Source organism: Mycolicibacterium frederiksbergense (assembly GCF_012223425.1).
GTDB classification, from domain to species: Bacteria; Actinomycetota; Actinomycetes; order Mycobacteriales; family Mycobacteriaceae; genus Mycobacterium; species Mycobacterium frederiksbergense.
On record NZ_CP038799.1, the window covers coordinates 4,806,524 to 4,821,569 of the forward strand.

The following is a 15,046-nucleotide window of genomic DNA, read 5'->3' on the forward strand; positions in this document are numbered from 1 at the left end:
CTCACCTGAGTATGTCAGTGCAGCGTTGCCAGCTCGGCGGGTGAATCCGAGGGCAACATCCCGTCGGTGACGGCGCGGACGTTGAGCAGGCTGAGAAAGATCGACCCGTTGTGGTTGTCCAGGAACGCGGTGTCCGCGGCATCGCGTCCGGTGGCGATGCGCACCAGGCTGTCCCGCGGGGCCAGGAGCGTCGCGTCGACCACGCGCCACTGCCCGTCGACGAACGCCTCGGCGACGGCGTGGAAATCCATCGGGTACAACCCCGGCGCATAGACCGAGACCAACCGGGCCGGCACCTTGACCGCACGCAGCAGCGCGACCACCAGATGTGCGTAGTCCCGGCAGACCCCGGCGCCGGCCAGCATGGTGTCGACCGCGCCGTCGATCGGATCGCTGGAACCCGGCACGTACAGCAGGCGCTGTCCCACCCAGGAGGAGACGCGTTCCAGCAGGGTCGCCGAGTCGTTGAGCTGACCGAATTCGGTTCCGGCAAAACCGAAGAGCTTGTCGGACTCCGCGTAGCGGCTGGGTCGCAGATACATCGACTGGTCGTAATCGGTGACCGGCGGCGGATCGGCATAACCGACGATGGTGGCCGAATAGTCGACCCGCAGATGGCCGACCCCGGCATCGAACTTGTGGATGCGGTTGCCGTGGGTACCGCTGATCTCCAGGGGTGTGATCGGCTGCCCGTTCAGCACGAAGCTCAGCGACTCGGTCACCTCGGCACCGGGGTGTGGTGCCACCGCGATCTGAAACTCCAGTGTCGTCGGCGCATTGATCTCGACCTCGAGCTCGGCCCCGACATCCCGTTGCATGCCCCGATCATGCGTGAGTCGCGGCGAACATGCGAACTGGCGTGCCTTCGGTGCGCTACTCGGCCGAGTCGGTGCGGCTGGCGCGCCAGCCCCGATAGCCGCGGTGCGCGGCGAACGCGCCGATCACGGCCGTCGCGCACCACACGGCGATGGCCACGTACACCAGCGGTGAGGACAGGTCGCCCACCGACGCTCCCAGCGCGGTGTAGACGAACGCGCGTGGCGCGGATCCGATGAAAGCTCCGATCATCATCTGCCACAACGGAACTCCGAAGGCCCCGAACGCATAGGACGCCATTGCGTCGGAGATGCCCGGCACGAAACGCTGCCCGACCACAGCCCAGAGCCCGCCCCGGGCGATGAGAGCGTCGATACGGTCGGCCCGATCCGCACCGAGCAGACCGCGGGTGCTTTCTCGACCGGCACGGCGCCCGGCCAGGCTGGCGATCGTCGCGGTACCGACCGTCGACCCCAGGGTGACGAAGGTGCCCAGCACCGGACCGAAGAGCAGACCGCTGCCCGCGGCCAGCAGGGGCCCCGGTACGAACAAGCTGCCCAGCACCGCGGACACCGCGACATAGACCAGCGGGGCGGCCGGCCCGGTGGAGGCCACCGCATCGCGGATGTCGGTGATGTCGAGAACGCGGGCGACGCCGATCAGGTACCACAGCCCCAGCAGGAACGCGGCCAGCAGGACGAGCCGGACGATATGGGCTCGCCGGTCGGGCTTGACGACGTCGACGACCCTCACACCCCGATCAAGGAGTCGACCCAGCCGCGCGCGAAGTACAGCAGGAAGCCCGCCGCGACGACCCACAGCAGCGGGCTGACCTCACGGCCCTTACCCGCTGCCGTCCGCACGATGGCCCAGGAGATGAAACCGACACCGATACCGTTGGCGATCGAATAGCTCAGTGGCATCACCGCGACCGTCAGCACCACCGGCAGGGCGATGGAGAAATCGGCGAGGTCGATCTCACGCAGATGCGAGGCCATCATGGCGCCGACGATGACCAGCGCGGCGGCCGCCACCTCGGTGGGAACGATGGCGGCCAGCGGCGTGAGAAACATTGCGGCCAGGAACAATCCGCCGGTCACCAGGCTGGCCAGTCCGGTCCGCGCGCCCTCGCCGATACCGGCGCCGGACTCGATGAACACCGTGTTCGATGACGCCGAGGCCGCGCCGCCGACCACCGCGCCGGCACCCTCGACCACCAACGCCGACTGCAGCCGCGGGAAGTTGCCGTGCTCGTCGGCGACACCGGCCTGGCGGGACAGGCCGGTGAAGGTGCCCATCGCGTCGAAGAAGTTGGTGAACACCAGGGTGAACACCAGCATCACCGCGGCCAGGATGCCGATGCGCCCGAAGCTGTCCAGGCTGAACTCGCCGACCAGCGAGAGGTCGGGCAGCGCGAACGGGGATCCGCTCAGCGTCGGCACCGACAGCCCCCACCCGCCGGGCTTCTCGGTGGCCGACCCCAGATGCCAGATGGCCTCGACGATGACGGCGACGACGGTGCCGGTGATCAGCCCGATCAGGATGCCGCCGCGGACCTTGCGGGCGACCAGGATGCCGGTGATCAGCAGCGTGAAGACGAACACCACGGTGGGGATGCTGGTGACCGACCCCTCGCCCTGGCCGCCGAGGCCGACCGGTGGGGACGGGCTTCCGGTGGAGGCGACGAACCCGGCGTCGACGAGGCCGATGAACAGGATGAACAAACCGATACCGGCCGTGATGGCCAGTTTCAGCGGCATCGGCACCGCGTCGAAGATCATCCGGCGCAGCCCGGTGACCGCCAGCAGGACGATGATCAGCCCGTTGATGACCACCAGGCCCATGGCCTCGGGCCAGGTGAGCGATCCGACCACCGAGGACGCCAGGAACGAGTTGATGCCGAGGCCGGCCGCGAAGGCGAACGGCAGCCGGGCGACGACCCCGAACACGATGGTCATCACACCGGCGGCCAGCGACGTCACCGCCGAGACCTGGGTGAAGCCCAGCTGATCGCCCGCGACGTCCGGCGACCCCGACAGGATGATCGGGTTGAGCACGATGATGTAGGCCATCGCGATGAAGGTGACGACACCGCCACGCATTTCGGAGGCGATCGTCGATCCGCGCGCGGTGATTTCGAAGAAGCGGTCCAGCCGGTTCACGGTACGACCTTAAAGGTGCCCCGCGGGGTGCGCGCGCGATGGCCCGCCCGAAGTCACCCAGGCCAGGAAGTCGTCGGCCGAGATCACCGGCTTGCCCAGTTCGTGGGCCTTGCGGGCCTTGCCCGACTGGGTGCCGACCTCGGCGGTGATCAGCACCTCGCAGCGGGTCTTGGTGACCGTTTTCACCGGCGCCAGTCCGGCCGCCTCGGCGAGCCGCGACATCTCCTCCCGGGAGACCTCGCGGCCGGCGGCGTCCTGCGCGGTGCCGGTGAAACAGACGCGGGCACCCGGCACCAGCACCGATTCGATCGAGGTGCCGGCCAGCGCGGATTCGACGGTGTCATCCACGATCTCGACGCCGAGCAAGTGTTGCGCGACCCGTAGCCGGGCCACCGCGTCCGCGGTGAGGCGGACCCGGGTGGCCGCCGCGCGCAGCTGGCCGGCTACCGAATGCCGTGCACCGGCGATCCACGGGGTGGCCGGCAGGTCCTCGACGGGATGCTGCGCACCCAGCAGTGCGGGGCCGATCTGGCGGCTGACGGCCAGCAGCGCCGAGAGTGCGGGCAGCGCCGCCAGCGTCGGCGTCGCCAGCGTGTGGCTGCGGGTGACCAGATGCCCGGACCACGATTCCGGGGGATCGCCGAACGGGGTCGCACCCGAGGGGCCGGCACCCGATGCGGTGAACGCGGCCAGCGTGGCCGTCGCCTGCTCCAGCGCGGTGCCCGACGACGCGACCGCGCGGCGCCCCAGTTCCGCACCGAGCGGCATCACCGTGACCTGGCCGAGGCGTTTGAGCTCGAAGTCGATCAGGCCCAGCGTCTCGTCGATGCCCGCGCCCACCGGTGTACAGCCGGTCAGCATCGGGGCGATCACCCCCCATGCCTCGGCCAGCGTCGGTGCGAGCAGGATGTCGGACACGCCGATCCCGTACGCCGTGCGCGCGTCGGCCAGATCGCGTTGCGGGTTGACCAGGGTGCTCACCGCCGTGCCGTCCTCGAAGGCGACCGCGAGCTCCACCGGGCGGGGCCGCGACATCCGCCCCTCGTCGCCGACGGTCGATATCGCGATCGCACAGAACCGGCGCGGTCCGGCGTCGCCGCCGTCACCCTGCAGGAACCGCGCGATGCGGCGGTCGGTCTTCAGATCCTTGGGCAGCACCGGGCGTTTGAGCACCAGCCCGCTCATCGATGTGCACCGGCTGAGCGCCACATACAGCTGGCCGTAGGAGAACATGCCGCCGGTCAGATCGACGACGAGGCGGTCCAGCGTCTGGCCCTGGCTCTTGTGGATGGTGATCGCCCAGGCGAGCTTGAACGGCAGCTGGGTGAAGGTGCCGCAGACCTCGTGGCGCAGCGAGCCGCCGTCCACGACCGGTTGGGTGGCCTCCCAGGTGTTGAGCCCCACCTCGGCGCGGCTGCCGTCGGTGAACTCGACGACGACGGCGGCCTCCGGGCCGGCGACCCGGGCGATCACCTTGCCCAGCGTCCCGTTGACCCAGCGATCGGACTGGTCGTTGGTCAGCATCATGATCTGGGCGCCGACCTTGAACCGCAGGGTGTCGTCGGCCGGTGCGTCGAACAGGCTCAGGTCACCGGTCTGGCGGGCGTGCTGCACGATCTCCTCGCCGGCGAGGCGCTCCAGTTGCTGACGGTTGCGGGCGGTCACCAGCCGGTTCGTCGGCGCCAGCGTCAACCAGAACTCGTCATCGGGTGGCACGAAATCGGGATCGGTGCGCGCGTTGAGCTCCTCCTGGGCATGCCCGAGCAGCAGGCCCTCGCGGATCTCGTTGAGGATCGCGGTCATCCGGTCATCGCCGAGCTGGCGGAACACCGTCGTCAACGCCACCATCGGGAATTCGTCGCGGTGGAACGTGTCGGCGGAGAAGAAGTACGGGGTCGCGTAGCGGTCGGTGAAGAACGCGGCCTCGGCCTCGGTGACGACCGGGGGCAGTTGGTACAGATCGCCGACCAGGACGATCTGCACGCCCCCGAACGGGCTGCCCGGGTCGGGGCCGAAACGGTGCAACGCGGCGGCGATCTTGTCGAACAGGTCGGCGCGGACCATCGACGCCTCGTCGATGATGAGGGTGTCCAGCGCCTTGAGCGTCCGGGCGAACCGGCCGGGGTAGTAGCGGCCGGTGCTGATGTCGCTGAGGCTGGTGGTGCTGGTGAAGCCGAACAGCCGGTGGATGGTGTAGCCCTCGACATTGAGGGCCGCGATGCCGGTGGGCGCGACGACGACCACGTTGCGATCCGTCTGGGACATGAACCGGCGGATCAGCGTGGACTTTCCGGTGCCGGCCTTGCCGGTGAGGAAGACGTGTCTGCCCTGCGCCAACAGGGCCATGGCGGCGCGGAACTCGTCGGTCAGTACGAACTCGCGGGCGGGCACGCGACGATGGTGTCAGATCGCTCTGAGCGAACACGCGGCATTCTCCCGCTTCGGGTTGTAACACCGCGGCGTTCACGGCGATGAACTATTCGAGACAGCTGCTGGGCCAGAGGGCCGGTGTCGGGGGAGATGACTGCGAATCGCAGTAGTGGCTGAGAATTGCCCTGCTCCGGAAATCGAGGAGTCGAAGCACGATGGGTGCAGCGCGTGAGGAATTCCTGAGGCGAAGCATGGTGGCCGGATTGGCCTCCACCGTGGTGATATCGCTGACCGCACTCACCGCCGGCGTGGCACCGGCGGCCGCCGAACCCGAGATCGTGGCGACGACGACGGCGCAGGCTCCGCAGGAGTCCGGCGGATCGGGCGGCCAGGGACGTGGCGGTGGTCGCGGCAGCCAGGAGGAGTCGCCGTACGTCGAACCGGCCGTGACCGCGGAGGCGCCGGCGCAGACGCAGGCCCCCGCCGCCACCCAGGCCCCCGCGGCCACCCAGGCGCCGGCCCAGACCGAGGCACCCGTCGTGACGCAGGCGCCGGTGCAGACCGTCGCGCCGGTCGAGACGCCGCGCGCGACCGTCGCCCCCGAGACCGTGGCCCCGACGCCCAAGCCCGAGCCGGCACCCACGCCGCAGCCCGCCGTCGAGCAGCCGACGACCACCAGCACCAAGCGGCCGAGCACGCGGGTCACCACGTCCCCGTCGGCGCCGACCGCCGAACCCGAGGCCACACCGTCATCGCGGCCGGCGCCGTCCAGCTCGGCTGCCCCGAGCCCGGCATCCTCGTCCGCGTCCGCCGAGCCCGCACCGTCCAGCGAGGCGCCGTCCAGCACGGATGTGCCCCGGACCGCGGACGAGGCACCGGAATCCAGCGCGACCCCCACCGAGACGTCCGCTGAAAGCTCTGCCGAGACATCGGCCGAAACCTCTGCCGAGGAAGGGGTTTCCGAGACATCGGAGGTCGAGCAGCAGGCCGCGCGCGTCACCGAGACACTCAAGCCCGAGGTTCTGGACGCCCCGGTCGCCGACGTCCAGCTCGCCAGCAGCGCCAAGCCCGTGGAGGTCAACCCGGAGCCGGCGAAGCTCGAGGAGCTCGCGCAGCTGTCATCGTTGGTCGGCGTGTCGAATGAGCGGGACCGCCTCGACGAGGAGCGCCGTCAACTGCGGGAAGACCAGCGCGAGTTGCGGGACGACCAGCGGGAACTGCGGGACGACCAGCGCGAACTGCGCGCCGAGCAGCGCGACTGGGACAACCGGGTGCGCCAATGGAGCCCGGATTGGGTGCAGTACGACGAGTTCTACCGGCCCATGATCGTCAACCCCTACCGGGATCCGGTGCGGATCGTCTACGAGTACGAGAACCGGCCGCGGGTCGTGACGATCCCGCCGTTGCAGCGGATGGTCATGTACGTGGCCGACCTTGCGGCCTACAGCTTCACCGCGGTGGTGCTCAACACCGTCAACACGGTGGTCAGCACCGCGGTGGGCGTGGCGGTGGGCAGCTTCTTCGGCGGCGGCTTCATCCCGAACATCGCGAACATCGGGAACTTTGCGCCGCCGCCCCCGCCGCCGCTGTTCCGCTATGACGACGTGCCGGTGCAGGTGCGTTACTCGGACGCGGTGTACGAGCCCTTCCGGGTGCAGCGCATCGTCGACGTCGGCGACGACGCACGCTACGGCGAGCGCCGGGTGCTGCTCGACGGAGTGACGCCGGCCTGGGGCGTGTGGAAGCAGAACGCCGCCGGCGAACGGCAATTCGAGATCCACCGCACCCAGCAGTACCCGGGCCTGGACACCCCGCGTGAGGGCCCGCTGCCCGGTGACTACCGGTTGCGGCTGGCGTCGGAGGAGGCTCCCTCGAGCTCCGGCGGCGGGCAGACCGCATTGATCATCGCGGCCGTCGCCTGCGCGGTGCTCAGCCTGGGAGCTTTCGGTGCGGCGGGTCTGATGGGTCGGCGCCGACAGCTGTAGCCGGGCCCCTCGGCGCGCTCAGGCGTGCACGTTGCGCAGGCCGACGGCACCGCGCAGGCCCGAGCAGTTGACACATCCGACGCAGCCCACGCAGTCGGTGCAGGCCACGCAGCCGATGCAGGCCCGGCATTTCTGGCAGGCCACGCATCCGACACAGGCCACGCACCCGACGAGCGCCGCGCACAGCAGCAGGAACGCGCTGCCCACCACGGCGAAACCGCCGGCGACCCCGGCGCTGCCGCCGGTGCCGATCGAGCCGGCGACACCGGCGCTCTGCACGGTGGCGATCGACCCGGCCACTGCGGCGCTGCCCACGGTGCCGACCGAACCCGCCACCGCCGCGCTGCCGACGGTGGCGATGGAACCCTGCACCGCGATGCTGCCCACGGTCGCGAGGGAGTCGGAGCCGACCGCGTCTGTCCCGGAGCGGATCTCGTCCACTAGTCGGCACCCTTCCCGTTGTCGACGCGGTACACCGCGCCGTGGATCGCGGCCGCGTCATCGCTGGCCAGGAAGGCGATGGTCTTCGCGACGTCGACCGGATCCATCATTCCGCGCGGGGCGGCGATCCGCATGATCAGCTCCCAGTCGGCGTCCTCCGGCGCGGAGAACTCGGTGACCTGCGCGGTCAGCATCCCGCCCGGGCACACCGCGTTGACCCGCAGCGTCTCCTTGGTGAACTCGACGGCCATCGCGCGGGTCAACCCGATCAGTCCGTGCTTGGCCGCGCAGTAGCCCGCCGAATACACCTCGCCTTCGACACCGGCCACCGAGGAGACGTTGACGATGTTGCCGCCGGATTCCAGCAGATGCGGCAGCGCGGCCCGGCTCAGGTAGAACGGCCCGTTGAGGTTGACCGCAAGATCGAGATCCCAGTCCGCGTCGGTCACCGAGGCGGTGCGCCGCATCTGATGGAAGCCCGCCACATTGGCCAGCACGTCGATGCGCCCGAACGCCGCGACACAGTCTTCGACGGCCTGCGTGCACGCGTCGGCGGTGCCGATGTCATAGGACCCGAACCGGCCGCCGGGCACCTCGGCGAACACGTCGGCCATCCGATCACTGTCACGGGCCACCCCGTACACCGTCGCGCCGCTTTCGGCGAACAGCTTTGCCGTCGCCGCGCCGAGCCCGGCCGACGCGCCCGTCACCAATGCCACTTTTCCGTCCAATGAGGTCATGTTCGTGACTCTCTCACGGGGCAAACCGCGGACGTGCCCGAGGCGTGCTGCAATACTGCGAGGCGTGAACATACTTCGCGGGTTGTTCAGTGTCGTGTTGCTCGCCCTGGGCATGGTCGGGTTTGCCGCACCGGCCCAGGCGAACCCGCAGCAGCAGGTGCTGGAGGGGAACTACACCTTCCGTCAGGACGGACTGCCCGAGGCCAATTGGTCGATCTACCCGGTCTGTGTGCCGGTGGTGGGTGACCTGCGGGCTGAGATCCGCGACCCGGTCGCCTGCATCCTGCATGTCAGCTCCACCCCGACCGCGGTGGCCAAGGGCGGCGACGCCAAGCTCACCGGTGGCATATGGGCCTACAACGTGAACACCATGGACGGCTTGACCTGCCCGGACGGCAGCACGGCGCCGCTCTACGAGACGTTCAAATTCGACACCAGAACCATGACCGGCACCCGCACCATGTCGCACAACCAGGTGTGCGGGCTGCCGGCGACGCTGGACACCAAGCCGTTCTCGATCAGCTTCCGCGACCCGTTGCCGATCCCGGTCAACAAGTACCCGCTGGTCTGCGAGCCCGGCGGCCTCAAGCGCTGCTGGTAGATCGGCCGTTGTCTCCGAGAGGAAGTACGTGACCAAACGCGTCGTGGTCTGGGGTACCGGTTTCGTCGGGACGATGGTGATCGCCGAGATCGTCAAACACCCGCACTTCGAGCTCGTCGGGGTGGGGGTGAGCAACCCCGACAAGGTGGGCCGCGATGTCGGCGAGATCTGTTCTCTGGGCGCGCCCTTGGGGCTGACGGCCACCGACGACATCGACGCGCTGATCGCCCTGAAAGCCGATGCCCTGGTGCACTACGGGCCGACGGCCGCGCAGGCCGACGCCAATATCGACCTGATCACCCGGTTCCTGCGGGCCGGTATCGATGTCAGCTCGACGGCGATGACACCGTGGGTGTGGCCGAAGATGCACCTCAACCCGCCGAACTGGATCCAGCCGATCACCGATGCCTGCGAGGCCGGGGGAGCGTCGTGCTTCACCACCGGTATCGACCCGGGATTCGCCAACGATCTGTTCCCGCTGACGCTGATGGGCCTGTGCTCGGAAGTGAAGACGGTGCGGGCCTCGGAGTTGCTCGACTACACCAACTACACCGGCGATTACGAGTTCGAGATGGGCATCGGCCGCCCACCGGAGTACCGGCCGCTGCTGGAAAGCCCGGAGATCCTGATCATGGCGTGGGGCGCCACGGTGCCGATGATTGCCCACGCGGCCGGCATCACGCTCGACGACATCACCACCAGCTGGGAGAAATGGGTGACCCCGGAGGACCGTAAGTCCGCCAAGGGAGTCATCGAGGCGGGCAAGGTGGCCGCGGTCCGGTTCACCATCAACGGCCGTTTCCGCGGTGAGACCCGCATCCAGCTCGAGCATGTCAACCGGATCGGGCTCGACGCCGCCCCGGACTGGCCGACCGGCAACGACAGCGATGTGTACCGCGTCGATATCGAAGGCACGCCCAGCATCTCACAGGAGACCGCCTTCCGCTTCACCGACGGTTCCGGGCGTGACGCCGCCGCCGCGGGTTGTCTGGCCACCGGACTGCGGGCGCTCAACGCGGTGCCCGCCGTCAACGATCTGCCGCCGGGCTGGGTGACCGCGCTGGATCTGCCGCTCATCCCGGGTGCCGGCACCATCCGTTGAGTAACGCCTACGGCGCGGGACGCGATTTGACGGTGTGATGAAAGCACCGGTGGGGCTGTCGGTCGGTGCCACCAATGTGACGGCGGTCGCGGTGGGCCGCACCTCGGTCACCCGACCGGCACAGGTCGGCGCCTCCGGCCGGGAAGTGACCGACTTCGTCGACCGGTTGGGCGACCCGGTCGGGATTCTGGCGCCCGACGGGTCATCGCACCGCCCGGAGGCGCTGCTGGCCGAGGCACTGCGCACCATGCTGCACAGCGTGGGCGGCGCTGCGCAGCTGGCGGTGACCCATCCGGTGCACTGGCGCCCGGTCGCGATCGACGCCCTGCGGGCGGCGCTGGCAACGGTGCCCGAACTGGCCGATGCCGCACTGGTCGACGACGCGTGGGCCGCCGCGACCGCGCTGGCCGATGACCCGGGCCTGCCCGCCCGTGGTGCCATCCTGGTGTGCGATTTCGGTGGGTCGGGCACCAGCATCACCTTCGTCGACGCCGCCAACGGCTATCGACCGGTCGGGCCCACGGTGCGCCATCTGGAGTTGTCCGGAGCCCTGATCGACCAGGCGTTGCTGCGGCGCGTGCTGGCAGATCTACCGGGTGCCGTGACCAACGCGGACGGGACCTCGGCGCTCGGTTCGCTGTCGCGGTTGCGAGATCAGTGCCGGGCGGCCAAGGAACGGCTGTCCGATGTCGTCGCCACCGCGCTCGTCGTCGATCTGCCGAATCACCGGACCGAGGTGCGGCTCACCCGAGACGAGGTCGACGCGCAACTGCGCGCACCGCTGGCCGAGTTCGTGGTTGTGCTGCAGGATGCCATGCACCGCAACGGAATCCGTTCGGGAGATCTGGCGGCCGTGGCGAGTGTCGGTGGCGGGGCGCGAATCCCGGTCATCACCACCACGCTGTCCGAACATCTGGGTGTCCCGGTCGTCACCCAGGCGTTTCCGGGACTGTCCGCCGCGATCGGAGGCGGTCTGCTGGCGGCGGCTCGTGCCGACGACGGTGTGACGGCGCTGGCGCCGGTCGCATCGCTGGTCGAAGCGCCTGCGCCGGCGCCCGGTCCACCCCAGTTGGCCTGGTCGCAGGACACCGGTGCCATCGCAGAACCCGCGCCGTGGTCCGGTCCGGCGGACGACCCTCGGCCGGAACTGCGGTTCTCCGACGGTGACGACCCCGAATCCCTTCCCGCCGTGCCCGTTCCGTGGTACCGCCGTCCGCAGGTCGTCCTCAGGCTGGGGGCGGCCGTGGTGCTGACGGCCGCCGTGGCGGCGGCGATCCTGGTGCTACGCGCCGATGAAACGCCTTCTCCGTCCATCAATTCGACCGTCACGACCACCACCGACACCCCGGTGACCTCGGAGCCGCCCTCGCCGGTGCAGCCTCCCGCGTCGCAGGCCCCGGCCCCGACACGGACCCGGACCGTCGCACCGCCGCCCCCGGTCGCCCAGGCACCTCCGCCGGCGACCGCGACCGAGCTACCGCCGGCGAGCGAGCCGCCCCCGCCTACGACGCCACCACCGCCGCCCACGACGCCAGCACCCCCGCCGGAGACGACACCGCCGCTCATCCCGACGATCCCCACCATCCCGCCGATTCCCACAATTCCCGGGTTGCCGCCGTTCCTTCCACAACCCGGGCAGCTGGTTACGCCGTAGGCAGCGGCGGGAGTCGGATCTAACGCACCCGGGGGCGCTTGTGCAGCACCACCTGGGCCATCGGGATCTGCATCTGTTCCGGGGCGTCTGCCAGCCGGGCCGCCACCCCGGATTCGAGCGCATCGCAGAACTGCGCACGCAGATCGGCGTCGAGGGCGCCGGCCAGCGTCTGGAATACCGCCGCTCGCAGGAAGGAGGCCCACTGGGATCCGAAAGCTGTTGCATCCCGGTCTTTTTGGTACTGTCTCCAGAACCGGTCCTCGGCGTCGAAGACCTCCAGGTGTTCAATGGTGAGCTGCTCCAGGCGCCCGGACGGGGCGAACGGGGTGGTGAAGTCGACCGCCCGGCGCCCGCTGATCGGGATGCACATCCCGGTCAGTTCGTCGGCGGAGATGACCTCGCGCTGCACCAGTTCGGCCAATTCGGCCATCAGCGCCGCGAACAACGGCCGATAGCCGAACTCGCCGTTCTCGGCGACGGCCATCGTCATCACCACCACCCGTCCGCCCGGACACAGTTCGCGCCCCCGGTAGGCGACGAACTCGTGCCAGTCGCGGGCGGCGAGCCGCTCGTGGGCCGCACGCGTCTCCTCGTCGGCGCTGAACGAGGCGTGGACATGATCGGTGACGGGCGCGGGCAGCCTGCTCAGCCACAGCACCGACCACGAGGACCAGCCCAGGCTGACGGTGTTGGATGGCAGGATCTGGCTGTAGAACGACCGGCCGACGGCCGAGGAGAACGCCGCCTGATCGTGGCGCAGATAGCTGTCGGGATCCTCGCGCAAGGTGCTGAACAGGGCGCTGAAGTCGTTCTCCGGTACATCGGTGTGCGTGACCAGCACGGACTGATCGGGACGGGTCCGTTTCCGCAGCGCCGAGATCGCCGCGTTGATCGGCAACAGCGAATTGTGGCCGTTGGCGGCGCCGTAGTCCGCGATCACGATCGGCAACGGCGCCGGTGGGATCGGTATCGCCCGGGCGGCCTCCTCGAACAATGCGATCGCCTGCGTCAGCCCGGCGGCCTGCAGCCGTGCACTCGCGCTGTAGTCACCGCTGCCTACCGGCACCGGACGCACCACCACGCTTGATTCGGGCATGCCGTGAGGGTAGTCCCGTCCCGCGGTACGCGCCGTCAAAGCCGGCGTCGTGCCAGACTTCCAGCCATGAGTCCGGCAACGGTTCCGCGTGTGCTCACCATCCTGGCCGGGGTGGGCATGGTGGTGGCCGGCATCGGGTTCATCGTGGCACTGATTCTCAACGCTTTCGTCTTCGACAGGTACAACGCGTACGGCGAGGTGCCGATCCCCGGCGCGGCGACACTGCAGCTCCCCGCCGGCGAGGTCACCATCAGCTTTCACACCCAGATCATCGGCAGCACCAGCGGTGGTGGCCTGCCGATACCGGACCTGCAGATGGGCATCGACCCACCGGCCGGGGCGCCCGAACCCGTGATCGCCGAGAGCATCGGCGGCACCACCACGGTGAACAACGATGCCCGGGTCCGGGTGTGGGTGGCCCGGATCGCCGAGGACGGCGCCTACCGGATCCGCACCGACGGCAATGTCGGGGCATACCTGAGCCCGCGGCTGGCCTTCGGTCACGGCAGTCAATGGGGCGCGCTGCCGTGGTGGTGCGCGGCGGCGTTCGGGGTCGCCGTCGTGGGGCTGGTCATCGCGCGGGTCTGGGCCGCCAAGGTGCGCCGCGCGCCGCGCCCGGTACCCACCGGTCCTCCGCCGCCGACCTTCTCGATCGGTGACACACCCGCGGTGGGGCACTCATACATCCCCACCGAGGACGGTATCCGCATCGAGCAGCTGAAAAACCTGGCCGCCCTGCGTGATTGCGGCGCGCTGACCGACGCCGAGTTCGAATCCGAGAAGCGCAGGCTGCTCGGCGGCCGGTGATGCGCGGAAGCGTCAGCCGGGGGCGGTCCCGACCAGTCGCATCAGCGGGTCGGCAGGCCCGATGTCGAGGGTGCATTCCCGGGGCCGCGGGTCCGGGACGAAGGCCCAGAACATCGCCCCGGCGGTGCCCTGCCTGCGCATCTCGGTGAAGGCGTCGCGGAGGACTCGTTCCCGCTCGTCCAGCGATCCGCAGGAGCCGGCCGCCATCCCGATCTCGGTGATCAACAGCGGCTTGTTCAACGCTCGGGCCTGCTGCGCGCGCCGCGCGAGCCCGTCGAACGCGTTCCCCGGCAGGTAGTCGATGCCGTGGTAGAAGTGATATTCCAGCACGTCGACCCCGGGTGAAGCGTTGACGTAGGCGAACGCCGCACCGGCCGAACCGCACTGACCGCCACCGGCGTGCCCGCTGAATATCGTTGTGCCGGGATCCAGTTCGCGGATTCGGGCGCCGGTGGCGTCGTAGAAGGCGCGCAGCACGTCCGCCGAGTCCGGGTGACAGTAGCGCCGGGTCCAGTCGCACTGCGGATCCCGGCAATCCGACGGTTCGGGTTCGCCCACGGCCGTCCAGCCGGCCAGCGCCGGTGAATCGGCCCAGCGCCGCACCGCGGCGTCCATCCACGCCTGGAAGGTCATCGGCAGGCCGGGCGCGATCTCGGTGTGCCAGCCCCCGGCGTACCACCCGTAGTCCTTGAAGGAGTCGCCTTCGCAGCTGCCCTCGTTGCTGGAGAGCACCGCGATGAGCAGTTGGCCGTGGCGTTCGGCGGCGCGGACCACCGCGTCGAGCGCGCTGAAGTCGAGGAGCCCGGTGTGCTTGTTCACCGCGAGGCTGGAGAACGCATTGAATCGGGTCAGCGAATGTGGTTGCAGCTGACTGAAATACGTGTCGAGATCCACCTGGGCGCCGCATCCGGCATTGACCGACCAGTCGGTGGCCAGCTGGTAGGCGTTGATGCCGATCGGCCACCAGGGTTGGCCGTCCAGGGTCAGCGACGTCCCCGACACCCCGAGACTGGGGATCTGCGGTGCGGGCGCCGCCGTCGTGCTCGGCGCGGCCCGGTGCTGGTCATCCGGCGGCGGTCCGGCGCACGCGATGGCCAACGCCATGATCAGGCACAGCGTGAGAGTCCGTAAAGACCGGCGTGCCATGAGCCGACTCTAGCGCCCGCTGAGCATCTTTCGCGCGCCTGACCAGCAGATTTGATTGTCGGCGGCGAGCGGCGCCGTCTCAGCAACGTCAGTGACGGGGCGTCATCGGCGAGATGCACGAAATGG

Annotated in this window: 13 protein-coding genes; 5 read left to right on the forward strand and 8 right to left on the reverse strand. The window is 69.5% G+C overall.

Going from position 1 to position 15,046, the window contains the following annotated elements:
• Positions 1-14: 14 nt before the first annotated feature.
• From EXE63_RS26305 to EXE63_RS26320, 4 genes are read right to left on the reverse strand one after another with little or no spacing between them, the layout of a single operon-like run.
• Entirely contained in the window at positions 15-818 is an 804-nt protein-coding gene (locus tag EXE63_RS26305) for a transglutaminase-like domain-containing protein (RefSeq protein WP_105365438.1), read from the reverse strand.
• A 55-nt stretch (positions 819-873) separates the two neighbouring features.
• Entirely contained in the window at positions 874-1,569 is a 696-nt protein-coding gene (locus tag EXE63_RS26310) for a TVP38/TMEM64 family protein (protein ID WP_168144365.1), read from the reverse strand.
• A complete protein-coding gene (locus EXE63_RS26315; protein ID WP_168144366.1) occupies positions 1,566-2,978 on the reverse strand; it encodes an NCS2 family permease in 1,413 nt (470 codons plus the stop codon). The genes EXE63_RS26310 and EXE63_RS26315 overlap by 4 nt, the downstream gene beginning before the upstream one ends.
• Positions 2,979-2,987: 9 nt before the next feature.
• Positions 2,988-5,324, reverse strand: coding sequence for an AAA family ATPase (locus tag EXE63_RS26320; RefSeq protein ID WP_168145786.1), 2,337 nt, complete (start codon positions 5,322-5,324; stop codon positions 2,988-2,990).
• Between the two features lie 239 nt (positions 5,325-5,563).
• Between EXE63_RS26320 and EXE63_RS26325 the strand changes: the two genes are divergently transcribed.
• Entirely contained in the window at positions 5,564-7,333 is a 1,770-nt protein-coding gene (locus EXE63_RS26325; protein ID WP_168144367.1) for a hypothetical protein, read from the forward strand.
• Positions 7,334-7,351: 18 nt separating this feature from the next.
• Here EXE63_RS26325 and EXE63_RS26330 read toward each other — a convergent pair whose 3' ends face one another.
• Together EXE63_RS26330 and EXE63_RS26335 are read right to left on the reverse strand one after the other, a co-directional pair.
• On the reverse strand, positions 7,352-7,774 hold the full coding sequence (locus EXE63_RS26330) for a hypothetical protein (protein WP_168144368.1): 423 nt from the start codon (positions 7,772-7,774) through the stop codon (positions 7,352-7,354).
• Positions 7,774-8,514, reverse strand: coding sequence for an SDR family NAD(P)-dependent oxidoreductase (locus EXE63_RS26335; protein WP_168144369.1), 741 nt, complete (start codon positions 8,512-8,514; stop codon positions 7,774-7,776). Before EXE63_RS26335 ends, EXE63_RS26330 begins: the two co-directional genes overlap by 1 nt.
• Before the next feature lie 64 nt (positions 8,515-8,578).
• On the opposite strand from EXE63_RS26335, the gene EXE63_RS26340 reads away from it, so the two are divergent.
• The 3 genes from EXE63_RS26340 (at position 8,579) to EXE63_RS26350 (ending at position 11,871) form a co-directional block, all read left to right on the forward strand.
• Positions 8,579-9,115 (forward strand): hypothetical protein, encoded by a 537-nt coding sequence (locus tag EXE63_RS26340; protein ID WP_168144370.1) that lies wholly within the window; start codon positions 8,579-8,581, stop codon positions 9,113-9,115.
• A gap of 73 nt (positions 9,116-9,188) precedes the next feature.
• Positions 9,189-10,217 (forward strand): NAD(P)H-dependent amine dehydrogenase family protein, encoded by a 1,029-nt coding sequence (locus tag EXE63_RS26345; RefSeq protein ID WP_234904647.1) that lies wholly within the window; start codon positions 9,189-9,191, stop codon positions 10,215-10,217.
• Positions 10,218-10,254: 37 nt separating this feature from the next.
• Positions 10,255-11,871: an Hsp70 family protein gene (locus EXE63_RS26350; RefSeq protein WP_168144371.1), complete on the forward strand. Its 1,617-nt coding sequence runs from the start codon at positions 10,255-10,257 to the stop codon at positions 11,869-11,871.
• Positions 11,872-11,890: 19 nt separating this feature from the next.
• On the opposite strand, the gene EXE63_RS26355 is transcribed toward EXE63_RS26350, so the two are convergent.
• Positions 11,891-12,967, reverse strand: coding sequence for a class I SAM-dependent methyltransferase (locus EXE63_RS26355; protein WP_168144372.1), 1,077 nt, complete (start codon positions 12,965-12,967; stop codon positions 11,891-11,893).
• 66 nt (positions 12,968-13,033) lie between these two features.
• Here EXE63_RS26355 and EXE63_RS26360 point away from each other — a divergent pair, with 66 nt between their 5' ends.
• Entirely contained in the window at positions 13,034-13,774 is a 741-nt protein-coding gene (locus EXE63_RS26360) for an SHOCT domain-containing protein (protein WP_168144373.1), read from the forward strand.
• Positions 13,775-13,786: 12 nt separating this feature from the next.
• Here EXE63_RS26360 and EXE63_RS26365 read toward each other — a convergent pair whose 3' ends face one another.
• On the reverse strand, positions 13,787-14,920 hold the full coding sequence (locus tag EXE63_RS26365) for a type III PLP-dependent enzyme domain-containing protein (RefSeq protein ID WP_234904281.1): 1,134 nt from the start codon (positions 14,918-14,920) through the stop codon (positions 13,787-13,789).
• Between the last annotated feature and the right edge of the window lie 126 nt (positions 14,921-15,046).